The following is a 20,972-nucleotide window of genomic DNA, read 5'->3' on the forward strand; positions in this document are numbered from 1 at the left end:
GCGGCCGTCAGCTGCGGTGCGGGACGGTCAGGCGGTAGCCGTCCTCGATCAGCGCGGGCAGATACCGGCGCAGAGCGTCGACGCTCTGCGACCGATTGCCGCCCGCGTCGTGCGACAGCACCACGACACCCGGTGCCGCGCCCTGCCGAACCCGGCGCACGATGGTGGAAGTGCCCGGTGAGGTCCAGTCCAGACTGTCGACGGTCCAGGCCATCGGTTCCATGCCCATCGCGGCGCCGATCTCGAAGGAGTTGCGGTTCCAGGCACCGTACGGGGCCCGGTACCAGAGCGGCGGAGCCCCCAGCGTCTTCTCGATCACCTCGCTGGTCATGCCGAGCTCGGCACGGATCGCGCGCCTGGAGAGCGCCGGGATCAGCGGGTGGGACCAGGAATGGTTGCCGACCACATGCCCGTCCGCATCCATCTCGCGCAGGAGGTCCTGGTTGTCTGCCGCCATCTCGCCGCAGACGAAGAACATCGCCCGGACCCCGTACCTGCGCAGGGTGGCCAGGATGCTCGGTGTGTAGGCGGGGTCCGGGCCGTCGTCGAAGCTGAGCACCATGGCGTCGTGCCCCAGGTCCGGCAACTCCTCGAACGGCCGGGTTCGCACCGGTGGCGCTGCGGGCCGGAACCGGGGCGGGGTGTGGGCCGTCATGGGTCGCAGGCGGTACCCGGTGGGGCTCATCCGCGCACTCCGCGGAGGGCCGGCGGCCCCCGTGGGCGGCTCTCCCCCGGGACGGGGAGGCGTACCCGCCGGGTCCGCAGCGACCATGTGTACGGCGGTGGCAGCCCCGATCCCGAGGGCGAGGCGCAAGAGGGTGCGGCGTCCCGCCGCAATCTGATCATGTTTCATGGCCAACTGCTCGCACGCCGAACGGCCAGGACCTGTCGGCAACACCGGGCGGGCAGCTGTTTGCACCCGATGGAAGGAGTGCACCGGCGATGACGGACGGGCCGACCCGGGCCGCACGGTGGCCGGGGCGAGCTTCCTGTTCGGGTGCGGCTAACCTCACTGCCGTGACAGACCAGCAACACGACCGGTTCGAACGCGGCACGGACGGCCCCAAGGTGATCGTCGCCGGCATCGACGGGTCCGACTCCTCGATGCGGGCCGCGGCCTACGCCGCCGGCCTCGCCCGCCGCCAGAACGCCATGCTCGCCCTTGTCTACGTCCAGCCGGTGATCCCGGCCGGTGCCGCCCTGGGGGTACCGGTCTCCGACGCGACGCAGGAAATCGCCGAGGAACTGGTGGCCGAGATCAGGACGGCGACCGAGCGGCTCAAGGACATATGGAATGTCCGCTGGGAATTCCATACCTTCCGCGGCGACCCGTACAACGGGCTCGTGACGGCGGCGGACGAGCTGAAGGCGGACGCGGTGGTGGTCGGAGCGTCGGAGTCCGCCGGGCACCGGTTCGTCGGTTCGGTGGCGGTCCGGCTGGTGAAGTCCGGGCGCTGGCCGGTCACCGTCGTACCGTAAACGCCACGGCCCCGTACACCGCGGTCCCCGTCGACGTCGTCCTGTGACGCCGCCGGGCGGCTACTTCCCCGGCACCAGTCCGTCCTGACCGGCGCCACGGCTGAGGACGACACCGCGAATCCGTTCGCGGACCTCCCACCGGGGGTCCGCCCGGCCCTCCACGGCCGCGTCGAGGTTCCACGAACGCCCGGTAGCGGGATCGAACCGGTGGGGAATGAATTCGGCCTTGCTCACTGTCCAGCGCTCCCCGGGTTTCCCGGGCGGCGCGAAGGTGAAGCGGCCCATCGAGCTCTCGTTGCCGCGTGGATCCTCGACTCCCTCGTGATTGACCATCGCACCGGCGATGTGGTCACCCATGCCGTAGACGATCCAGGTGCCATTGACCTTCTCGTACGCCTGCGGGACATGGGCGTGGGTACCGAGGATCAGATCGATGTCGGGGCGGCCCCCGGTCACGGAAGCCGTGAGTTCCCGGCCCAGCGCGAGCTGTTCCTCATCGGGTTCGTCCTGCCACTCCGTGCCCCAGTGCAGGGAGAGAACGACGACGTCGGCGCCCGCACGGCGGGCCGCCCTGGCGTCCGCGACGATCCGGTCCCGGTCGATCAGGTTGACCGCCCAGGGCTGCCCCGGGGGCAGCGGCATGTCGTTGGTGCCGTAGGTGTACGCGAGGTGGGCGACCTTCGGTGCCCGTTTGCCCGGACCGGCCTTCAGCAGGGTGGGACGGCCCGCTTCGGCGGAGGAACGGGCGGATCCGGCGTGGGCGATGCCGACCTTGTCCAGGGCGTCGAGCGTGCGCCCGATCCCTGGCGCACCGTCGTCCAGGGTGTGGTTGGAGGCGGTGGAGCAGGAGTCGTAGCCGGTGGAACGCAGCGCCTGCGCCACTTCGGGCGGCGATTTGAACGAGGGGTAGCCCGTGTAGGGACCGCCGTCCTGCCCGTACACCGTCTCCATGTGACAGATGGCCAGATCCGCACCTGCGACGGCGGGAGCGGAGCCCTTGAGCATCGGGCGGAAGTCGTAGCCCCTGCCGCCCGCATCGACCGCGGCCCGGTCGATGACGGAGGAGTGGGGCAGGACGTCGCCCGAGGCCAGGAGCGTGAAGGTACGCGCGCCGTCCGCTCCCCCGCTGCCCGCCCCGCTGCCGCCCCGGTCCGCGGCCAGCTGGCGCCCGGCGAACCCCGGGGGCGTGGACTGCTGGCCGGTACAGGCCGTCGCGGCGGCCAGCAGGCCCGCAACAGCGATCACCGCGCCTTGTCGGATGCGCTTCGTCATCTGCACGACTCCCAGTTCGGATGATTTCGGCCATCCGAATACACATATATTCATACTGGCGAGTCAAGGACATAGGTAGTGAAGTACCTGAATCGGCCGTATCGCCGCCTCCCGACCGTTCACCGCACCACTCGCCGCTCCGTGCGACCGCTCGGCGCACACCTCGGTGCGCTGCCTGTTCCCCCGAGCCACGATGCGTTCGTATACGCCCAGGCGGGAGCGAGGCGGCAGGGGCCTCTTCGGGAAAGGACGTTCACGATGACCACGGCGACAACCGATGAGCGGGCCCTCGCGGAGTTGCAGAGGGAACACGGGCCGGCTCTGTTCAACTTCGCGCTCGGGCTGACGTTCGGCGACCGGCAGCGGGCGGAGGACCTGCTGCAGGAGACGCTGGTACGCGCCTGGCAGCATCCGGAGGCGTTCGACGCCCCGTACGACTCGATGCGCCCCTGGCTCTTCACCGTCGCCCGGCGCCTGGCCATCGACGCCCGCAGGTCCCGCCAGGCCCGGCCCGCCGAGGTCAGTGACGTGGTCCTGGAGAGCGCCCCCGCCCGGGAGAACACCGCGGACTCCGCTGTCCGCACGCTCGATGTCCGCGAGGCGGTCAGGACACTCAGCCCCGAGCACCGCGCCGTGCTGGTACAGATCTACTTCCGCGGGCTGAGCGTGGGCGAGACGGCCCAGGCACTCGGCATACCGGCGGGCACCGTCAAATCCCGTTCCTACTACGCGCTCCGGTTGCTGTCACGCAATCTTCCCGGCTACTCCAGCAGGTCGTCCACGCTGAGCAGCGCGAGCAGGGACACCGCGTCCGCGACCTCCACATAGGCCGCGGCGCACGCGTCGCACCGCTGGAGATGCCCGGCGACCGGACCGCTCTCGTCTGCGGTCAGTGCGTCGAGCACGTACGCGCCCAGCAGCTGCCGTACATGCGGGTCGTCGCCGCGTTCGGCGGTCATCGCACCTCGTATCTCCCGACGGATCCTGCCCTTCTGCCCACGCGGGGCACGCGCCCCCGGTTCAATGCTGCGTGAAGCCCGGTGCCGAGTCGAAGAAAGAGGCGAGACGGGATGCGTCCCGAACAGCACGATGGAACCAGTGGGGGCGGGCTGCTGGTCCCGATGGACTGGATGTACGCCGAGTACATCGCGGACGAATTGCTGGTGACCGGCGACCTGATGGAGCCGACGACGCTGGAGTACCGCGCGGGCCGGGATGCGCTCGCCCTGACGATCTTCCTCTCCGACGGGGCGGTGGCCGATGCGCTGCCCGCGGCCCGGGTGGACGAGCTGCGGCTGCTCACCGCGTACGGAGCGGCGTGGAGACGGTGGGTCTGCGCGCGGCTGAACAGCCCGGAGCGCCCGAGGGCCGCGGGTTCGCGGGACGATCCCGACCTCGCGCTGGCGCGTGCGGCCTGGCGCTGGCTGGAGGAGACCGAGCTGCTGGCGGCGGACCTCGAGGCGATCGGGCCGCCGCCCTGGGAGCCGGCGGGGAGCGAGGAGGAGCGGGAGCCGCAGGTGTGGACGCCCGCGTGGCAGCTCGGGCTGCCGCTCGGGCATCTGGCGATTCATCTGTACTGAGCTGCCGCAGGGCGGGACGTCATGAACCGTGAACTCCCGCACGGTACTTGGGCAGTCTCAAGGTGATCCTCATGCCTGCGCCCACGCCGGTCTCGATGACCAGCCCGTAGTCGTCCCCGTACACCTGGCGCAGCCTCTCGTCCACGTTGAGCAGCCCGATCCCGGTGGACGTACCGCCCTCGCCGCGCAGGATCTGCCGCAGCCGGTCCGGCTCCATGCCGGTGCCGTCGTCCTCGATGACGACCTCCGCCTCGGCGCCCGCGTCCAGTGCGCTGATCGTGATGCGGCTCCTGGTGACGGCACCCTCCAGACCGTGCTTGACGGCGTTCTCGACCAACGGCTGGAGACAGAGGAACGGCAGGGCTACGGGCAGCACCTCCGGGGCGACCTGAAGGGTCACCGAGAGCCGCTCGCCGAAGCGGGCCCGCACCAGCGCCAAGTACTGGTCGATGGAGTGCAGTTCGTCGGCCAGGGTGGTGAACTCCCCGTGCCTGCGAAAGGAGTAGCGGGTGAAGTCTGCGAACTCCAGCAGGAGTTCGCGCGCCTGCTCGGGGTCGGTGCGGACGAACGAGGCGATCGCGGCGAGCGAGTTGAAGATGAAGTGCGGAGAGATCTGCGCCCGCAGTGCCTTGATCTCGGCCTCGATCAGCTGCGTGCGGGAGCGGTCGAGCTCGGCGAGTTCCAGCTGTACACAGACCCAGCGGGCCACCTCTCCCGCGGCCCTCGCCAGTACGGCGGATTCGCGGGGCGCATAGGCCACGAGCGTGCCGAGCACCCGGTTGTCGACCGTCAGCGGGACGGCGACGGCCCAGCGGAGCGGACAGTCGAGGTCCCCGCAGTCGCTGTGGAAGGCGGTGTCCCGGCCGCTGGCGAGGAGCCCCTGGACGTGGTGCATCACGTCCTTGCCGTGATGGTCTCCCTCGCCGTCCCACACGAGCACCCTGTCCCGGTCGGTGAGGCACAGGGCGTCGGTGCCCAGCAGTGAGCGCAGCCTGCGTGCCGATCTGCGGGCACTCTCCTCGGTGAGACCCGCACGCAGGGGCGGCGCGGCGAGGGATGCGGTGTGCAGGGTCTCGAAGGTGGCGTGCTCGACGGGCGTACCCACGTCACTGGTGCGCACGGGACGTGCGGTGCGTCCGAGGAGGAAGCCCGTACCGAACAGCAGCAGGGTGAGCACGGCTATGACGGCGATCCCGGCTCCGGTCACCGCTTCTCCTTGCAGGGGCTCATCGCCCTCTCCCCGAGGTCAGCGCTTCCGGCAGATGGAAGCGGGTCATGGCCGCGTTGGTGCCCGGCGGTATCCGTCCCGGCGTGGCGAGGGACACCAGGATCATCGCGAGGAAGCCGACCGGCACGGACCAGACGGCGGGCCAGGCGAGCAGAGCGTGCGGCCAGCCCGGTGGGCGTACCGCGCCGCTGACGGTGATGGCCACGGACAGCAGGGCGGAGCCGCCGCCGAGCAGCAGTCCGGCGATCGCGCCCGGTGGGGTGAGCCGCCGCCACCAGATGCCGAGGACGAGCAGCGGGCAGAAGGAGGAGGCGGAGACCGCGAAGGCCATGCCCACGGCGTCGGCCACCGGCACCCGGCTGACCAGCAGCGAACCGGCCAGCGGCACGGCGATGGCCAGGACGGTGGCCAGCCGGAAGTGCCGTACGCCGCGCGACGGCAGGACATCCTGCGTGATCACGCCGGCGACGGCCATCGTGAGCCCGGACGCCGTGGACAGGAACGCGGCGAACGCACCGCCGGCGACGAGCGCGCCGAGGAGGTCACCGCCGAGGCCGCCGATCACCCGGGCGGGCAGCAGCAGGACGGCGGCGTCGGCGTCACCGCGGTGCATGAGCTCGGGGGCGTACAGCCTGCCCAGGGCTCCGTAGACCGGCGGCAGCAGATAGAAGATGCCGATCAGGGCGAGGACGGCGACGGTGGTGCGGCGGGCGTCGCGGCCGTTGGGGCTGGTGTAGAAGCGGACGACGACGTGGGGCAGGCCCATGGTGCCGAGGAAGGTCGCCACGATCAGCCCGTACGTCGCGTAGAGCGGGTGGTCGGCGCGGAAGACGGAGACCTGCTCGTCGAAGCTGACGCGGGGCCGTCCGTCGCCCTGCCAGGCCAGCACCAGGAAGATCGCCGGGACGAGGAGCGCGGTCAGCTTCAGCCAGTACTGGAAGACCTGCACGAAGGTGATCGAGCGCATGCCGCCCGCCGCGACGGCGAGGACGACGACGGAGGCCACGAGTACGTCGCCGAGCCAGCCGGGCGCTCCGGTGAGGATCTTCAGAGTGAGTCCGGCGCCCTGCAGCTGCGGTACGAGGTACACCCAGCCCGCGCCGACGACGAACACGCTGACCAGCCTGCGCACCTGCCGTGATTCCAGGCGTCCTTCGGCGAAGTCGGGAAGGGTGTACGCCCCGGAGCGGCGCAGCGGCGCGGCGACGAACACCAGCAGGACGAGGTATCCGGCGGTGTAGCCGACCGGGTACCAGAGCATGTCGGGGCCGTGCACCAGCACCAGACCCGCGATGCCGAGGAAGGAGGCGGCGGAGAGGTACTCACCGCTGATCGCGGCGGCGTTGAGGCGCGGCCGCACGGTGCGGGAGGCGACGTAGAAGTCGGACGTGGTCCGGGAGATCCGCAGCCCGAAGCCGCCGACGAGCACGGTGGCCAGGACGACGAGGGCGACCGCCACCATCGATGCCGGATGGCCGGGGGCGGTCACGGTGCGGGGCGGCCTTCCACGAGTCGGGCGAAGTCGCGCTCGTTGCGCTCCGCCCTGCGCACGTACCACCAGGCGGCCAGGGTGAGCGGTGGATAGGTGGCGAAGCCGAGGACCGCCCAGACGAGGGTGTTGCTGTGGAGTGCCTCGAAGACCAGCGGCAGGGTGCCGGCGACCAGGGCGAGTACGGCGAAGGCGGTGAGTCCGGCGCGGAGCTGGCTGCGCATCAGCGAGCGGACGTAGGCGCCGCCGAGAGCGGTCTGCTCGTCGATCTCCGACTGGGCACGGTAGCGGGGCAGCGGACGCACTCGCCGCGGCTCCCCCGTGACCACTTCGCGCCGGGGCGTGCTCTCTGCGGACATGGGCTCGGAGTCTAGGCGGCGCGGGCCTCGGCTGGGAAGGGGCGAGCCCGGGTAGGCCCAGGTCAGCGGCCGGTCTGGCGCATCAGGAGATCGCGCAGGGCCCGTGTGTGACGACGGCTGACCGCGAGTTCCGCGTCCCCGATGCGCACGCTCATGCTGCCCGCGTCGAGGCGGAGTTCGTCGATACGGCTCAGCGCCACCAGGTGGCGCCGGTGTATGCGTACGAAGCCGCGGGAGCGCCAGCGTTCCTCGAGGGTGGTCAGCGGGATCCGGACGAGGTGGCTGCCGGTGGCGGTGTGCAGCCGGGCGTAGTCCCCCTGCGCTTCGGCGTACGCGATGTCCTCGACGGGGACGAACCGGATCACCCCGCCCAGTTCGACCGGAATCTGGTCGGCCGCGGCGTCGTGGACGGGCGCCGAGCGCTCGCCGACCTGTTCGGCGACGCGGCGGACGGCTTCGGCCAGGCGCTCGCGGCGGACGGGCTTGAGCACGTAGTCGACGGCCTTGAGGTCGAAGGCGTGCACGGCGAAGCCTTCGTGGGCGGTGACGAAGACGATGAGCGGGGGCGCGGCGAAACCCGCCAGGAGCTGGGCGACGTCGAGTCCGGTGAGACCCGCCATGTGGATGTCCAGGAAGACGACGTCGATGGCCGAGGGGTCCTCCGGTCCGGCCTCGACGGCACTGCCGATGCGGCGCAGGGCCTCGGTCGCGCCGGTGGCCCCCTCGGCGCTCCGGATGCGCGGATCGGCGCGCAGGAGGTAGAGGAGTTCCTCCAGGGCGGGTGCTTCGTCGTCGACGGCGAGTGCGCGCAGCATGAGGCCGGAGTTTAGACCGGTCGGTCGTGGGTGTGTTCCGGCGGCAGGGCATGAGTGACGGGTGGAGCTCGCGCTGCCGCCATCCGATCGGCGACCGCCTGGAGATCACCGGAGCCCGCCAGGGCCTGACCGCTGCCGAGGCCGTCCTCGAACTCCGCGTACGGACCGACGACGGCGACTTCCAGGAGCACTCGCACCTCGCACACGAACGTCTCTCCCCCGCCCCCGGAGCCGAACGCCGACGACCCGGGTGCCGGTCCGGGGCCTCGATGGTCTCGATGTCGATGTGTGCGGTCAGGGCGGCTCGCCACGACCCACGGCAGGGAAACCTGCAACAGCTCCCTCAAGAAGAGCCCCATCCCTGAGTGATGTGCGGGTTCGCTGCGTACGTGAGGGCATGCGCATCCTCGAACCCCACCGCGACGCCGGAGCCTATGCGCTCGGCGTGCTCGGTGCTGCCGATGCCTTCCGTTTCGAGGAGCATCTGACGGAGTGTTCCGCGTGCGGGGTCCAGGTGCGCGAGTTCGGCGAGGTGGCGGCCCAGCTCGCGGCGTATGCGCGCCGGACGCCGGCCGGAGTCGCTCCGGTGGCCGATGCCGGGCCCGAACTGCTGCACCGGATGGTCGCCGTGGCCACGGCCGGGCGCCGTGCGTCCCGCAGACGGCGCCTCGCACTGGTGGCGGCGGCCGTGGTGCTCGGCGCCGGAGGGCCGGCGGCCGTGGCGGGCCTGCACGGCGGACCGCCGCCCGGTCAGGCGGTGGCCGAGCGGTGGACGGGAGGGGGAGGGGACTCCGGGGTGAGCGCGGTCGTGACGACCGGTGCGAGGGAGTGGGGCTCGGACGTCGGACTGGAGGTGGCGCGGGTCCCGGTGGCGGGGGTGTGCGCACTGGTCGCGGTGGGGCGGGACGGCAGCGAGCAGACGGTGAGTACCTGGTCGGTCACGGGGCCGGGCGAGGAGCCGGTGGTGGTTCGCGGGGGCGCAGCGCTGCGGCCGGCCGACATCGATCGTTTCGAGGTGCGGGCGTCGGACGGGCGGTGGCTGGCGACGGTGACCCGCTGAAGGACGGCTATTTGAGCAGGCGGGACAGGCGACGGTCGGCGAGGGGTTTGCCGCCGGTCTGACAGGTGGGGCAGTACTGCAGCGCGGAGTCGCTGAACGACACCTCCAGGACGGTGTCACCACAGACGGGGCAGGGCTGTCCCGCACGGCCGTGGACCCGCATGTTGCTCTTCTTCTCGGCCTTGAGCCTCCCGGCGGCGACGCCCCGGGAGCGTTCGACGGCTTCCTGGAGGGTGGTGCGCATGGCCGTGTACAGATGGCTGATGTCGGCGTCGCCGAGGCTCGTGGTGAGCTTGAACGGCGACATCTTCGCGACGTGCAGGATCTCGTCGCTGTAGGCGTTGCCGATGCCCGCGATCAGGGACTGGTCGCGCAGGGCTCCCTTGAGCTGTCGCCGTTCCCCGCCCAGCAGCCGGGCGAACACGTCCCGGTCGAAGGAGTCGGCCAGCGGATCGGGGCCGAGGCGTGCGACGCCCGGTACGTCCGCCGGGTCGCGTACGAGGTGGACCGCGAGGCGCTTGGTGGTACCCATCTCGGTCAGGTCGAACCCGTCGCCGCCGGCGAGGATCAGGCGCAGGGCCAAAGGTCCCTTGCCCGGCCGCGGCGGTGTGGCGGGGAAGCTGTCCTTCCACTGGAGCCAGCCTGCCCGGGCCAGGTGGGTCAGCAGATGGAGCGGCCCTGCCGTGATGTCCAGGAACTTGCCGTGCCGTGCCACGGAGGTGACGGTCGTGCCCTCCAGGGCGGTGAGGGGTGGGTCGTACGTCTTGAGGACGCTGATCGCGAGGGGCAGGACGCGGGCGATCTCCTTGCCGACCAGGTGGTCGCCGAGGAAGTCCCGCAGGGCTTCGACTTCCGGCAGTTCGGGCATGACACCAGCCTGCCGCAGCGGACCCGCCGACGCCTGCAAAGGAGCGCGGCGCGCCCTCAGCCGGCCGGTTCCCGCAGGCCGTAGACGCGGCGGGCGGTGGCCGCGAAGACGGACCGCTGTTCGTCCTCGCCGAGACCGCAGGTGAGCGCGCGCGCCGCGTCGACGACATCGGCGTACGACGCGGCGAGCCGGCACACGGGCCAGTCGGAGCCGAACATCAGCCGGTCGGGTCCGAAGGCGCCGATGACGGTGTCGGCGTACGGGCGCAGGTCCTCGACGGTCCAGGAGTGCGGGTCCGCCTCGGTGACCAGGCCGGAGAGTTTGCACACGGTGTTGGGCAGCGCGGCCAGCGCACGGAGCCCGTCGGCCCACGGGTGCGTACGCCGCTGTGCCACCGGTGGCTTGCCCGCGTGGTCGAGTACGAAGGTGAGCCCGGGCAGCTGGGCGGCGGCCCGGACGGCGGCAGGCAGTTGATGCGGCCGGACGATCAGGTCGTAGACAAGTCCGGCGGCGGCAACGGCCTCCAGCCCGCGCAGGACGTCGGGGCGAAGCAGCCACTGAGGGTCGGGTTCGCCCTGGACCTGGTGGCGGATTCCGACGAGCCGGTCGCCGCCGGGCAGGGCGCGCAGGGCGGCGAGCGTGTCGGCGATTTCGGGTGCGGTGAGGTCGGTCCACCCGACGACGCCCGCGACGAGACCGCTGCCGGCGGCGAGCGCGAGGAACTCGGGGGTCTCCTCCGGGGCGGTGACGGTCTGGACGAGGACGGTGGCCCGCACACCTGCGGCGCGTGCCTCCGGCTCCAGGTCGGCGAGGGTGAAAGTGCGGCGGATCGGGGCGAGTTCCTCGCCCGTGATCCAGTCCTGGTCCCGGACGGCGAGGTCCCAGACATGGTGGTGGGCATCGACGACCTGCGGGGGCGGTGTCATGTCACCTCCCACCCTCACCCAGCAGTCCTTCGGCGCGCAGATCGTCCCAGAGTGCCTCGGGGATCGGAGTACGGAACAGCGCGGCGGCGTCCCGTACCTCGTCCGGGGACCGGGCTCCGACGAGTACTCCCGCGACGGCCGGGTGGCTCAGCGGATAGCGCAGGGCAGCGGCACGCAGCGGAACACCGTGTTGCCCGGCGACGGCCTTCATGCGCAGGGCCCGGTCGAGGAGCGACGCGGGGGCTTCGGTGTAGTCGAACGTCGCGCCCGGCCGCGGGTCGGCGAGGAGGCCGGAGTTGAACACGCCGCCGACGACGACACTGCGGCCCCTGGCGGCTGCCTCCGGCAGCAGTTCGGCGAGGGCGCTCTGGTCGAGGAGTGTGAACCGGCCCGCGCAGAGCACGGCGTCGACATCGGTATCGCGCAGAAAGCGGGTGAGCATGGCGGTCTGGTTCATGCCGGCGCCGATGGCGCCGACCATTCCCTCCGACCGCAGCTTCTCCAGCGCCGGGTACCCCTCGCGGAACGCCGCCTCCTCGTGGTCGTCGGGGTCGTGCAGGTAGACGATGTCGATACGGTCGAGGCCGAGCCGTTCGAGGCTGTCCTCGATGCTCCGGCGGATGCCGTCGGCGCTGAAGTCCCAGCGGCGACGGTGGGTGTGCGGCACGGCGAACCCGTCGGACAGCCCGTCGGCGGTCCCCGCCCCGACGGCGGGCAGCGGGTCGAGCAGCCGGCCTGCCTTGGTGGAGACCGCGTACGCGTCGCGGGGCCGCGCGCGCAGGGACTCGCCGAGCCGGCGTTCGGAGAGTCCGAGGCCGTAGTGCGGCGCGGTGTCGAAGTACCGGACACCCTCGTCCCAGGCGGCGTCGACGGCTGCGGCAGCCTGTGCGGGATCGACCTCGGTGAAGAGATTGCCGATGGCCGCTGCTCCGAAGGACAGTTCGGTGATCTCGACCGCGCTGCGTCCGAGCCTGATGCGCCGCATGCCTCTGCCGCCCTTGCCGATGATCGCCGGTGCACTGCACTGCGTATATTCATCGGATCACTTGGACGCGTCAACACCTACGACGGCTCGGATGCGGCACATTCCCCTCAAGCTGTCCGATCTATCAAGGGCGCGCAGGACAGAGACCCCCACGCATCCACTCTAGGACGGGGCAGGCACGACGGGCACGACCTGTGACTGCAGCGCAGCCAGCTCGTCCTGGACGGCGACCGCCAGCCGGTCGAGGTCGGGCAGTGCCTTGCCGTCGGCCACCAGTCCGACCTGCACCCGCCCGCCGTACGTGGACAGGGCGACGGCGAGTGACTGCCCGCGGGCCAGGGGGGCCATCGGGTAGACGGCGCTCAGCGGGCAGCCGCCGAGCGAGAGCGCCGAGCGAGGGAGGGGCACACTGGTGACCAGGACGTCGAAGAGCATGCGTGCCGCGTTCCCGGCCAGCGGAGCACCGAACCGGTGGGCCAGGGCGGGCAGCTGATCGGCGAGCACGGCCACCGCACCCGCCCCGCGCATCGGGCCCGCGGCCTTGTTGCGGTCCATCCCGCTACGGACCAGACGCAGCCGCTCGAGGCCCTGCGATTCGCCGACCGGGAGATCGAGGAGGTAGGCGGAGAGCCGGTTGCCGGTGGCCGCACCGACCGGCCGGCGCCGGGAGACGGGGACCAGCGCGCGCGGGTCGGCGACGGGGAGCTGCTCGCCGCGTTCGAGCATCCAGCGGCGCAGCGCCCCGGCGACCACGGCGAGCAGGACGTCGTTGGCCGTGCCGCCCTCGGCGCGGCGGATCCGCTGGACCGCCTCGGCGTCGAGTTCGGCGGTGGCCAGGCGGCGGGTGCCGCTGGAGCTCGCGGTCAGGGCTGTCGAGCCGCGCAGATCGAGGCGGCTGGCCCGTACGACCGAGGCGCCGACCCCCAGCGCCCGGCCGACATCCCCGATCCGGTCCAGCGCCGCGCCCGCCACCTTGTGCGGGCCGGGCAGCCAGGAGCGCGGGGGTACGGGCGTCCGGCGGCGCGCCGCGCCCCGTCCCGTTCCGGCGGCGGCGATCTGATCGAAGATCCCGGCGCCGATGGCGACGGCCCGCATCCCGTCGGCGAGCGCGTGGTGCAGCTTCACCAGCACGGCGAACGGGCCGCCCCCCGCACCGCACAGAAGGTACATCTGCCAGGGCGGCAGGCCCCGTCCGAGCGGCTGCTCCATGAGCTCGCCGGCCAGCCGGGTCGCCTCCGCCATGAAGTCGCCTTCCCCGAGAACCACCCGCCTGACGTGACGGTGCACGTCGAAGTCCTTGTCGGTGAACCAGGCAGCCCCGCCCACGGGCAGCAGGACGTCCCGCACCCTCATACGGAGCCGGGGAATCGCGGCAGCGCGTTCCCCGAGCAGAGCGAGCAGGTCCTGCGGGGTCACTCCGGGCGCCGGGGAGAAGACGGCGAGCGCGCCGAGGTGCATCGGGTGGGCATCGGATTCGAGGTGCCAGAAAGCCAGATCAAGCGGTGCAAGTAGCTCGGTAGTCAACGGGGCCTCGTGTCATCGACAGCAGAACTGCAGGATCGCAGTCAATCGCTGGTGATCGGTTACGGTCAAGCACGGACGTATTACGTACTGTTACATCCTCGCGTCGCTACGGCACGCCCGCTACAGGCGCTCCGGGATGACGAACTCGCACCACACGCATTTGCCGTTGCCTCGGGACTCCACACCCCACACGTCGGACAGCCGGTCGACGAGCATCAGCCCGCGGCCCGAGACTCCGGACTCCCCCGCGTCCCTGCGCCGCGGCAGTGCGCTGGAACGGTCCTCCACATCGACCCGGAGCCGCCGTTCGGGGCCGGTGAGCACCCGGATGGTGACGATCGCGCCGCCGTCGGTGTGCATCAGCGCGTTGGTCATCAGCTCGTCGGCGGCCAGCTCGACCTCGTCCGCGCGGTCCTTCGCACCCCATGCGCGCACCGCCGCCCGGATCATGTGGCGGGACGAGCTCAGCGCTTCCGGGTCGTTCTGCGCGACGTGCTGCTGGAGCCTGCCGCCCGGGTGGGGCGCGTGGGCGGCCCTGCGGCGCAGCAGCAGCATCGCCACATCGTCCTCGCCACCGCGTTCGTCCACGACATCGCAGAGCCGGTCGGCCAGCTGCTGGATGTCCTGCGGACCGTTGTGCACCGTGGAGGTCAGCAGCTGCATGCCCTCGTCGAGATCGGCCCCGGGCAGCTCGACCAGGCCGTCGGTGTACAGCAGCAGCGTCTGGCCCGGGTCGAGCTCGAGGGTGCTGACCGGGTATTCGAGGCGGCCGAACTCCGCCGAGAGCCCCAGCGGCAGGCCGCCCTCCGCGGGCAGCCTGCGGCAGCTGCCGTCGACGTCGCGCACGAGCGGGTCGACATGGCCCGCCCGGACCAGCTGCACCACCCCGGTGGTCAGGTCGACCTCGGCGTAGGTACAGGTCGCGAAGCGGTCCGTGTCGAGCTCATGGAGGAAGACGGACGCCCGCGCCATCACCGTGGCGGGGCTGTGCCCCTCGGCGGCGTAGGCGCGCAGCACGATCCGGAGCTGCCCCATGACAGCGGCCGCGTGCGTGTCATGTCCCTGTACGTCTCCGATGACGGCGCCGACCCGGCCGCCGGGCAGGGCGATGATGTCGTACCAGTCGCCGCCGATGTCCCGGCCGAGCCGCGCGGAGCGGTAGCGGACGGCAACCTGCGCTCCGGGAACTTCGGGGATCCGGCGCGGCAGCATCGCCTGCTGGAGGCCCTCGGCGAGATCGTGTTCCTGCTCGTAGAGCATGGCCCGCTGGAGGCTCTGGGCGATCGAGCTGCCGAGCGCCACCAGCAGGTTCCGCTCGTCGGCGGTGAAGCCCGCCTTGTTGCCGTAGAGGAGTCCGAGTGCGCCGATCGGGCGGGCCTGGGCGATGAGCGGCAGATAGGCGGCGGCGGTGATGCCGAGGTGGCTGATGTGGGGCCAGAGGATCGGGTACGAGGTCGCGAAGTCCTCCGCGGACTCGATGAAGCGGGGCGCGAGTGTGCGGATCACCTCGCTCATCGGGTAGGGCTCGTCCGTCCGGGTGTAGCGGGTCCCCGGCACATAGGCCCCCTCGGGCCCGTCCGCCACGAGGTGGATGCGCCCGGACTCCAGCAGACCCATGACCAGGCTGGTGGCACCGAGGTTGGCCAGCCCCTGGGAGTTCTTCAGGACGTCGGTGACGTCCTTGACGGTCCGGGCGTGGGCCAGCGCGGCCGTCGTTCCCTCCACCAGGCTGGTCCGGCGCCGCCGCGCCTCGTCCACCTCCCGGCGGGCCGTGGAATCGGCCAGCTCCTGAGTGGCGTCGCGCACGATGCCGATGATGCGTCGCGGCCTGCCGGTGCCGTCCCGGCGGATGAAGCCCTGGGTGTGGGTCCAGCGCAGGGAGCCGTCGCGCTGCGTCCTGCGGAAGTACGCACCGTAGCTGCTGCGGCCGCTCTTGAGTGCCGTCGAGACCATGCCGTCGAGCCTGATCGCCTCGTCGGTGGGCACCCGCGGGGCGAGGGACGCGGGGTCGTTGTCGTACTCGTCGGGGCGCAGGTCGAACACGTCGAGCGCGGGCTGGTCCATGTGCATGAGTCCACTGTCCAGATCCCAGTCGAAGCTGCCCATTCGGTTCAGGGCGAGGCTGAGGTCCGGGTGGGCGGGCCAGTCGTCCGGGAGTGACAGGGCACCCGCTACCCGATCATCCATGTGCGCCACTCTGCCATTATTTGTCCGATTCCTCGACCGAACCGTCCACCTTGAACGCGTTCAAGAAAGGGCCTACTCTCGGCACGACAGCAATTGAACACGTTCAACGTCGTGTGAAGTCGGGGGTGGCTCGATGTCCGTGCTGGTCGGTCTGATCGTGATGCTGGGAATGCTGGTGATCGTGCCGGCGGGACTGAGGCTCGTCGGCGACCCGGCATTCGACCGGATACGGCGTCGGTGGCCGCTCTTCGCGGTGCCCGGCGCCGTGGCCCTGTGGCTGCCGCGCGGAGCCACCGCCACCGCACTCGCCTGCTGTTACGCCCTGGGGGCGCTGCTTCTGGTGGCGCACGCCCCGTCGCGCCTGGCCCGCACCCGCAGGATCCGCCCCGCGGATATCGCCCTGCTCACCGCACTGGTCACCCCCTCGATCGCCGCGCTTGCCCTGGTCGCCGAGCGCGCGGGCCACGAACTGTTCGGCTTCGGGCTCGGCATCCTGGCCCTGACCGTGCCGCACTTCCACTTCGCCGGTTTCGCCGCAGCCCTGGTCGCGGGTCTCGTCTGCGGGAGCGGTGACGGACCGGCGGGCAGCTTCGCCGCGCTGAGTGTGCCCCTGGGCACCCTGCTCGTCCTCGTCGGCTACTTCGTCGGCGACTGGGCCGAGCTGGCCGGGGCCGTGGTGCTGACCGCCGGGATGTGGACGGTCGCCCATCTGACGTGGCGCACCGCTCGCGGCGGCCGGGACCGCGCGACCCGTGTCCTTCTCGCCACGTCGGCCGCCGTGCTCGTGGCGACCATGGTGCTCGCGCTGAGCTGGGCACTCGGCGAGGCCACAGGCCTGCCCCACCCCACCCTCACCTGGATGGCCGCCACCCATGGACTGGGCAACGCACTGGGTTTCGCACTCTGCTCGCTGCTCGCCTGGCACCGCATCCAGGACCGCACCCACCCGGAAGGCAGGACCGCATGACCACATTGACGTACCCAGAGGTCGGAGCCACCCGCCTGGGGCCGCTCCCGCAGGGCTACCACCATCTGCACCACCGGACCGCCGTGGGCCGGGGCCGGGCACACTTCGAGGCCGCAGGTGCCGCCGTCACCCAGTGGCGCATGCACCGCGCGGCCGGAGCCCGGGTGAACGCGTCGGCCGCACGGGCGGCGGCCGGAGTCACCGTCCAGGTGTCGGCAGGCCTCGGCCGCCTCCGCGTCACCGCCCCCTGCGAGGTCGTCTGGACCGCGTACGAAAGCGACCGCACCGGCTTCGCCTACGGGACCCGGGACCGGCATCCGGAGTGCGGCGAAGAGAGCTTCCTGGTGGAGTTGGCGGACGACGGGACGGTGTGGTTCACCGTCACGGCGTTCTCCCGGCCGGCCACCTGGTACGCCCGGCTCGCCGGCCCTCTCGTGCCGTTGGCCCAGCGGTGGTACGCACGGAGACTGGGTTCCGTGCTGCGCCGGACCGTGTCGGCGGCGTAAAAGGCCGGGCGGACCGGATACTGGAAGCGATGGAGTGGTTCACCGCAGATGGCTACTGGCTGAGCAGGCTGATCTTCCAGCGGGCTCTCGCCGTCGTCTATCTCGTCGCGTTCGTCACCGCCGCGCTGCAGTTCCGGGCGCTGATCGGCGCACGAGGCATGCTTCCCGTGCCCGAGCTGCTGCGGCGCACTCCCTGGCGGGCCGCGCCCGGCCTGTTCCGTCTCCACTACTCCGACCGCTTCTTCGCGCTCGTCGCCTGGACGGGCTGCGCGGTCTCGCTCGCCCTTCTCGCGGGCCTGGACGGGTACGTTCCGCTGTGGGCGGCCATGGCACTGTGGGCGGTGCCATGGGTGCTGTACCTGTCGATCGTCCAGGTCGGGCAGGTCTGGTACGGCTTCGGCTGGGAGTCGCTCCTGCTGGAGACGGGCTTCCTCGCCGTATTCCTCGGCAACGCGGACACCGCGGCCCCGGTTCTGGTGCTGTGGCTGCTGCGCTGGCTGCTCTTCCGGGTGGAGTTCGGCGCCGGCCTCATCAAGATCCGGGGTGACGCGTGCTGGCGACGCCTGACCTGTCTGGATTTCCACCATGAGACGCAGCCGATGCCGGGGCCACTGAGCTGGTTCTTCCACCGGTTGCCGAAGCCCGCCCACCGGGTGGAGGTGGCCGCCAACCATGTCACCCAGCTCGTGGTGCCCTTTGTGCTGTTCACCCCGCAACCGGTGGCGAGCATCGCCGCGGGCCTGATGCTGATCACCCAGCTGTGGCTGGTGCTGTCGGGGAACTTCGCCTGGCTGAACTGGCTGACCATCACCCTCGCCCTCGCCGCGATCGACTGGTCCCCGGTCGCGGGCCCGCCGCCCGCACAGTCCGGGCCACCGCTCTGGTTCGAGGTGGTGGTCATGGCGGTGACGGTCCTCGTCCTGGTGCTCAGTTACCGTCCGGCGCGCAATCTCCTCTCCCGCCGTCAGGTGATGAACCGGTCCTTCGACCCGCTCCATCTGGTGAATACCTACGGAGCGTTCGGGAGCATCAGCAGGATGCGGCTGGAGGTCGTGGTCGAGGGGACCGACGAGGCGGTGATCCACGAGGGCACCCACTGGCGCGAGTACGGCTTCCGCGGAAAGCCGGGCGACCCGCACAGGATGCCGCGCCAGTTCGCCCCGTACCATCTGCGGCTCGACTGGATGATGTGGTTCGCGGCGCTCTCCCCCGCGTACGCCCGGTCCTGGTTCGGACCGTTCGTCGAACGGCTGCTGCAGGGCGATGGCGACACCCTGCGGCTGCTGCGGCACAACCCCTTCCCCGACGCCCCGCCCGCGCATGTCCGCGCCCGGGTCTTCCACTACCGGTACACGGACTGGCGGGAGTTGCGTGCCACCGGACGCTGGTGGCACCGGACCTACGTACGGGACTTCATGCGGCCGGTGGCCCGGCCCGTACCGCTGCGGCCCCGGGACCGGACATGAGAATGCTCCGGTCCCCGCAGGTTGAGGTGCGGGGACCGGAGTTCGGCTCTGTGCGACGTGGGGCTGCGAGCGGTCAGTCGATACCGGGCAGGATGTGCGGCTCGGCGAGATCGTCCTCGTAACCGGCCAGCCGGATCGGTGCCGACCTTGCCCAGACCTCGATGTTGCGGAGCTTCTCGGGCCGGGGGGCCCGTGCTCCGGTCCGTTCGGCGGGGCGCTGCTCGCTCTTCGTCATTTCAGGTGTCACCGCGGACTCCTTTGTGTCGCGTAACCCCGGGCGGTGGCGACGCTGCGGCGTGAGAACCGTGAATCGACCGCCCTCTGCGGGGCAGGGGCAGAAACAGTTCGGTCGCGGTGGCGCCGGTATACGGGGCGGGACGGCGGTCTGCTTACAAACCTGTCCCAGGACGGCCGAGGAAGTTTCGTGGATCCCTTGGTGGCGTCCGTTCGCTCAACAGTAACCAAATGAGCGCGATCCCGCTCGACAGAACGTGTGGTCTGGATCACTTTCAGCCAACGGCGTTCACCTCCTGTTCCCCAGGAATCACACACCGGGACGAAAACGGCGGCAACCCGTGGGCACGGGCCGCCGCCTTTTCGCTGTTCCTGCCGAGCTCACCAGCCTGCCGGCGCGTAGTCCTTCAGGAAGCAGCCGTAGAGCTCCTCGCCCTCTTCGCCGCGCACGATCGGGTCGTAGACCCGGGCGGCGCCGTCGATGAGGTCGAGCGGGGCGTGGAAGCCCTCCTCGGCGAGGCGGATCTTGTCGGGGTGCGGACGCTCGTCGGTGATCCAGCCCGTGTCGACAGCCGTCATGAGGATGCGGTCCTTCTCGAACATCTCCTGGGCGCTGGTGCGGGTGAGCATGTTCAGCGCGGCCTTGGCCATGTTGGTGTGCGGATGGCCCGCACCCTTGTATCCGCGGCTGAAAACGCCCTCCATCGCGGACACGTTCACCACATAGGCACGCTTCGCCGCCGCGGCCATCGCCGGGCGGAGCCGGCTGATCAGGATGAAGGGCGCCGTCGAGTTGCAGAGCTGGACCTCGAGCAGCTCGATCGGCTCGACCTCCTCGACCGTCTGGATCCAGCTGTTGGTGTCGTGCAGGTCGGGCACGAGGCCGCCCGCGTCGATCGCTGTGCCTGCGGCGATGCGGGCAGGCGAGGCGGATCCGGTGACCAGGGCGAGGTCGGTGACGTCCTGAGCGCTCAGACCCTCCCCCGCCGTGCGGGCGGCGGGAAGCGCGGCGACACGGTCGACCGTGCCGCTGCCGAAGGTGCCGATGACCTCCGCCGCCGGCAGCTCGCCCGCGGGCAGCGGGGCGGACTCGGCACCCAGCAGCTCGCCGTAGGCCTGCGGGGAGCGGCGCACCGTCTGCGCCGCGTTGTTGATCAGGATGTCCAGCGGGCCCTCGGCGGCGACGGAGTCGGCGAGGGCGACGACCTGCGCCGGGTCGCGCAGGTCGATCCCGATGATCTTCAGCCGGTGGATCCACTCGTCGCTGTCCGGCATCGCCTTGAAGCGGCGGATCGCGTCGTTGGGAAAGCGGGTGGTGATGGTGGTGTGGGCGCCGTCGCGCAGCAGCCGCAGCGCGATGTACATCCCGATCTTGGCCCGGCCGCCGGTGAGCAGAGCACGGCGCCCGGTGAGGTCGGTGCGGGCCTCGCGCCTGGACCGGTTCTCCGTGGCGCACTGCGGGCAGAGCTGGTGGTAGAAGGCGTCCACCTCGACGTACCGGGTCTTGCAGATGTAGCAGGACCTGGGGCGCTGGAGTATGCCCGCGATCTCGGCGGTGGCCGAGGACGACGGGAGCACACCCTGCGTCTCGTCGTCGATGCGCTCGGCGGAGCCGGTCGCGGTGGCCTCGGTGACGGCCTTGTCGTGCGCGGTCTTGGCGGCGCGGCGCTCCTGGCGGCGGCGCTGTTTCACCGTCCGGTAGATCCCGGCGGTGGCCCGGCGCACGGCGATGGCGTCCGGGTGGTCGACCTCGATGGTGTCGAGCTCGTCGAGCACGCTCAGGCAGACGGCCAGCCGCTCCGGGTCGATTCCGGGACCGAGCTCATCGATTCCGGGAGCGAGCTCCGGGCTGTCCTGTGTCACCGTCATTGCCGTTCCTCTGTTGCTCGTCACTCGCGCCGCTGCCGGGCTTCGGTGGGGAGTGGTCCGGCCGGGGCCGGCGAGGGCAGGCGCGCACGGGCCGAATGCCCCGGTCAAGTCTGCCATGAGTCGGGCATTGCTCCGTTCGGGTCGGCCGCCCTGCCTCA

22 protein-coding genes are annotated in these 20,972 nt (G+C 71.2%); 8 read left to right on the forward strand and 14 right to left on the reverse strand.

The features are described 5' to 3' along the window. Positions 1-7: 7 nt before the first annotated feature. Complete coding sequence (locus ACFWBQ_RS27160; protein ID WP_385499823.1) at positions 8-853, reverse strand: polysaccharide deacetylase family protein; 846 nt, start codon at positions 851-853, stop codon at positions 8-10. Between the two features lie 164 nt (positions 854-1,017). Between ACFWBQ_RS27160 and ACFWBQ_RS27165 the strand changes: the two genes are divergently transcribed. Continuing rightward, positions 1,018-1,479, forward strand: coding sequence for a universal stress protein (locus tag ACFWBQ_RS27165; protein ID WP_385499835.1), 462 nt, complete (start codon positions 1,018-1,020; stop codon positions 1,477-1,479). Between the two features lie 60 nt (positions 1,480-1,539). Here ACFWBQ_RS27165 and ACFWBQ_RS27170 read toward each other — a convergent pair whose 3' ends face one another. Beyond that, the gene (locus ACFWBQ_RS27170) at positions 1,540-2,751 is read right to left on the reverse strand and encodes a CapA family protein (protein ID WP_385499846.1); all 1,212 of its coding nucleotides are present in this window, start codon (positions 2,749-2,751) and stop codon (positions 1,540-1,542) included. 258 nt (positions 2,752-3,009) lie between these two features. Between ACFWBQ_RS27170 and ACFWBQ_RS27175 the strand changes: the two genes are divergently transcribed. Continuing rightward, the gene (locus ACFWBQ_RS27175) at positions 3,010-3,579 is read left to right on the forward strand and encodes a sigma-70 family RNA polymerase sigma factor (protein ID WP_385499853.1); all 570 of its coding nucleotides are present in this window, start codon (positions 3,010-3,012) and stop codon (positions 3,577-3,579) included. Here the strand turns inward: ACFWBQ_RS27175 and ACFWBQ_RS27180 are convergent. Then, positions 3,513-3,710, reverse strand: coding sequence for a zf-HC2 domain-containing protein (locus ACFWBQ_RS27180; protein ID WP_385499858.1), 198 nt, complete (start codon positions 3,708-3,710; stop codon positions 3,513-3,515). The two genes, ACFWBQ_RS27175 and ACFWBQ_RS27180, sit on opposite strands and share 67 nt — an antisense overlap. Before the next feature lie 111 nt (positions 3,711-3,821). Here ACFWBQ_RS27180 and ACFWBQ_RS27185 point away from each other — a divergent pair, with 111 nt between their 5' ends. Next, the gene (locus tag ACFWBQ_RS27185; protein WP_385499863.1) at positions 3,822-4,331 is read left to right on the forward strand and encodes a hypothetical protein; all 510 of its coding nucleotides are present in this window, start codon (positions 3,822-3,824) and stop codon (positions 4,329-4,331) included. A gap of 19 nt (positions 4,332-4,350) precedes the next feature. Here the strand turns inward: ACFWBQ_RS27185 and ACFWBQ_RS27190 are convergent, their stop codons facing one another. The 4 genes from ACFWBQ_RS27190 to ACFWBQ_RS27205 form a co-directional block, all read right to left on the reverse strand. Next, a complete protein-coding gene (locus tag ACFWBQ_RS27190) occupies positions 4,351-5,538 on the reverse strand; it encodes a sensor histidine kinase (RefSeq protein ID WP_385499877.1) in 1,188 nt (395 codons plus the stop codon). Between the two features lie 19 nt (positions 5,539-5,557). Then, on the reverse strand, positions 5,558-7,021 hold the full coding sequence (locus tag ACFWBQ_RS27195; protein ID WP_385500197.1) for a cation acetate symporter: 1,464 nt from the start codon (positions 7,019-7,021) through the stop codon (positions 5,558-5,560). A gap of 23 nt (positions 7,022-7,044) precedes the next feature. Then, positions 7,045-7,407 carry a hypothetical protein gene (locus ACFWBQ_RS27200; protein ID WP_385499889.1) on the reverse strand — a complete coding sequence of 121 codons (363 nt, stop codon included), beginning with the start codon at positions 7,405-7,407 and terminating at the stop codon, positions 7,045-7,047. 62 nt (positions 7,408-7,469) lie between these two features. After that, complete coding sequence (locus ACFWBQ_RS27205) at positions 7,470-8,222, reverse strand: LytR/AlgR family response regulator transcription factor (RefSeq protein ID WP_385499908.1); 753 nt, start codon at positions 8,220-8,222, stop codon at positions 7,470-7,472. A gap of 50 nt (positions 8,223-8,272) precedes the next feature. Here ACFWBQ_RS27205 and ACFWBQ_RS27210 point away from each other — a divergent pair, with 50 nt between their 5' ends. Both ACFWBQ_RS27210 and ACFWBQ_RS27215 read left to right on the forward strand, forming a co-directional pair. Continuing rightward, positions 8,273-8,587 (forward strand): hypothetical protein, encoded by a 315-nt coding sequence (locus ACFWBQ_RS27210; protein WP_385499926.1) that lies wholly within the window; start codon positions 8,273-8,275, stop codon positions 8,585-8,587. A gap of 32 nt (positions 8,588-8,619) precedes the next feature. Then, the gene (locus ACFWBQ_RS27215) at positions 8,620-9,282 is read left to right on the forward strand and encodes a zf-HC2 domain-containing protein (protein WP_385499935.1); all 663 of its coding nucleotides are present in this window, start codon (positions 8,620-8,622) and stop codon (positions 9,280-9,282) included. Positions 9,283-9,289: 7 nt separating this feature from the next. Here the strand turns inward: ACFWBQ_RS27215 and ACFWBQ_RS27220 are convergent, their stop codons facing one another. From ACFWBQ_RS27220 to ACFWBQ_RS27240, 5 genes are all read right to left on the reverse strand, one after another. Next, positions 9,290-10,150, reverse strand: coding sequence for an Fpg/Nei family DNA glycosylase (locus ACFWBQ_RS27220; RefSeq protein WP_385499970.1), 861 nt, complete (start codon positions 10,148-10,150; stop codon positions 9,290-9,292). A 56-nt stretch (positions 10,151-10,206) separates the two neighbouring features. Beyond that, positions 10,207-11,076 (reverse strand): amidohydrolase family protein, encoded by an 870-nt coding sequence (locus ACFWBQ_RS27225; RefSeq protein WP_385499977.1) that lies wholly within the window; start codon positions 11,074-11,076, stop codon positions 10,207-10,209. A 1-nt stretch (position 11,077) separates the two neighbouring features. Further along, positions 11,078-12,061 carry an aldo/keto reductase gene (locus ACFWBQ_RS27230; RefSeq protein WP_385499996.1) on the reverse strand — a complete coding sequence of 328 codons (984 nt, stop codon included), beginning with the start codon at positions 12,059-12,061 and terminating at the stop codon, positions 11,078-11,080. 162 nt (positions 12,062-12,223) lie between these two features. Next, on the reverse strand, positions 12,224-13,585 hold the full coding sequence (locus ACFWBQ_RS27235) for a wax ester/triacylglycerol synthase family O-acyltransferase (RefSeq protein WP_385500049.1): 1,362 nt from the start codon (positions 13,583-13,585) through the stop codon (positions 12,224-12,226). Between the two features lie 120 nt (positions 13,586-13,705). Continuing rightward, entirely contained in the window at positions 13,706-15,772 is a 2,067-nt protein-coding gene (locus ACFWBQ_RS27240; RefSeq protein ID WP_385500056.1) for a SpoIIE family protein phosphatase, read from the reverse strand. Between the two features lie 133 nt (positions 15,773-15,905). Between ACFWBQ_RS27240 and ACFWBQ_RS27245 the strand changes: the two genes are divergently transcribed. The 3 genes from ACFWBQ_RS27245 to ACFWBQ_RS27255 are packed head-to-tail and all read left to right on the forward strand — an operon-like array spanning position 15,906 to position 18,711. Then, positions 15,906-16,739 carry a YndJ family protein gene (locus ACFWBQ_RS27245; RefSeq protein ID WP_385500062.1) on the forward strand — a complete coding sequence of 278 codons (834 nt, stop codon included), beginning with the start codon at positions 15,906-15,908 and terminating at the stop codon, positions 16,737-16,739. Further along, the gene (locus ACFWBQ_RS27250; RefSeq protein ID WP_385500071.1) at positions 16,736-17,245 is read left to right on the forward strand and encodes a DUF1990 family protein; all 510 of its coding nucleotides are present in this window, start codon (positions 16,736-16,738) and stop codon (positions 17,243-17,245) included. The genes ACFWBQ_RS27245 and ACFWBQ_RS27250 overlap by 4 nt, the downstream gene beginning before the upstream one ends. 29 nt (positions 17,246-17,274) lie before the next feature. Continuing rightward, positions 17,275-18,711 carry a lipase maturation factor family protein gene (locus tag ACFWBQ_RS27255; protein ID WP_385500077.1) on the forward strand — a complete coding sequence of 479 codons (1,437 nt, stop codon included), beginning with the start codon at positions 17,275-17,277 and terminating at the stop codon, positions 18,709-18,711. A gap of 73 nt (positions 18,712-18,784) precedes the next feature. Here the strand turns inward: ACFWBQ_RS27255 and ACFWBQ_RS27260 are convergent, their stop codons facing one another. Together ACFWBQ_RS27260 and ACFWBQ_RS27265 are read right to left on the reverse strand one after the other, a co-directional pair. Beyond that, complete coding sequence (locus ACFWBQ_RS27260; protein WP_385500218.1) at positions 18,785-18,958, reverse strand: hypothetical protein; 174 nt, start codon at positions 18,956-18,958, stop codon at positions 18,785-18,787. A gap of 368 nt (positions 18,959-19,326) precedes the next feature. Continuing rightward, the gene (locus ACFWBQ_RS27265; RefSeq protein WP_385500088.1) at positions 19,327-20,814 is read right to left on the reverse strand and encodes an SDR family NAD(P)-dependent oxidoreductase; all 1,488 of its coding nucleotides are present in this window, start codon (positions 20,812-20,814) and stop codon (positions 19,327-19,329) included. Between the last annotated feature and the right edge of the window lie 158 nt (positions 20,815-20,972).

The organism is Streptomyces sp. NPDC060035 (genome assembly GCF_042736635.1).
Lineage (GTDB): Bacteria > Actinomycetota > Actinomycetes > Streptomycetales > Streptomycetaceae > Streptomyces.

What these genes read in the sequence shown, in the direction of transcription:
- ACFWBQ_RS27160 (WP_385499823.1), bottom strand. Translation starts at nt 853, where the DNA reads ATGAAACATGATCAGATTGCGGCGGGACGCCGCACCCTCTTGCGCCTC.
- ACFWBQ_RS27170 (WP_385499846.1), bottom strand. Translation starts at nt 2,751, where the DNA reads ATGACGAAGCGCATCCGACAAGGCGCGGTGATCGCTGTTGCGGGCCTG.
- ACFWBQ_RS27175 (WP_385499853.1), top strand. Translation starts at nt 3,010, where the DNA reads ATGACCACGGCGACAACCGATGAGCGGGCCCTCGCGGAGTTGCAGAGG.
- ACFWBQ_RS27180 (WP_385499858.1), bottom strand. Translation starts at nt 3,710, where the DNA reads ATGACCGCCGAACGCGGCGACGACCCGCATGTACGGCAGCTGCTGGGC.
- ACFWBQ_RS27185 (WP_385499863.1), top strand. Translation starts at nt 3,822, where the DNA reads ATGCGTCCCGAACAGCACGATGGAACCAGTGGGGGCGGGCTGCTGGTC.
- ACFWBQ_RS27195 (WP_385500197.1), bottom strand. Translation starts at nt 7,021, where the DNA reads ATGGTGGCGGTCGCCCTCGTCGTCCTGGCCACCGTGCTCGTCGGCGGC.
- ACFWBQ_RS27200 (WP_385499889.1), bottom strand. Translation starts at nt 7,407, where the DNA reads ATGTCCGCAGAGAGCACGCCCCGGCGCGAAGTGGTCACGGGGGAGCCG.
- ACFWBQ_RS27205 (WP_385499908.1), bottom strand. Translation starts at nt 8,222, where the DNA reads ATGCTGCGCGCACTCGCCGTCGACGACGAAGCACCCGCCCTGGAGGAA.
- ACFWBQ_RS27210 (WP_385499926.1), top strand. Translation starts at nt 8,273, where the DNA reads ATGAGTGACGGGTGGAGCTCGCGCTGCCGCCATCCGATCGGCGACCGC.
- ACFWBQ_RS27215 (WP_385499935.1), top strand. Translation starts at nt 8,620, where the DNA reads ATGCGCATCCTCGAACCCCACCGCGACGCCGGAGCCTATGCGCTCGGC.
- ACFWBQ_RS27220 (WP_385499970.1), bottom strand. Translation starts at nt 10,150, where the DNA reads ATGCCCGAACTGCCGGAAGTCGAAGCCCTGCGGGACTTCCTCGGCGAC.
- ACFWBQ_RS27225 (WP_385499977.1), bottom strand. Translation starts at nt 11,076, where the DNA reads ATGACACCGCCCCCGCAGGTCGTCGATGCCCACCACCATGTCTGGGAC.
- ACFWBQ_RS27230 (WP_385499996.1), bottom strand. Translation starts at nt 12,061, where the DNA reads ATGCGGCGCATCAGGCTCGGACGCAGCGCGGTCGAGATCACCGAACTG.
- ACFWBQ_RS27240 (WP_385500056.1), bottom strand. Translation starts at nt 15,772, where the DNA reads ATGGATGATCGGGTAGCGGGTGCCCTGTCACTCCCGGACGACTGGCCC.
- ACFWBQ_RS27245 (WP_385500062.1), top strand. Translation starts at nt 15,906, where the DNA reads ATGTCCGTGCTGGTCGGTCTGATCGTGATGCTGGGAATGCTGGTGATC.
- ACFWBQ_RS27250 (WP_385500071.1), top strand. Translation starts at nt 16,736, where the DNA reads ATGACCACATTGACGTACCCAGAGGTCGGAGCCACCCGCCTGGGGCCG.
- ACFWBQ_RS27255 (WP_385500077.1), top strand. Translation starts at nt 17,275, where the DNA reads ATGGAGTGGTTCACCGCAGATGGCTACTGGCTGAGCAGGCTGATCTTC.
- ACFWBQ_RS27265 (WP_385500088.1), bottom strand. Translation starts at nt 20,814, where the DNA reads ATGACGGTGACACAGGACAGCCCGGAGCTCGCTCCCGGAATCGATGAG.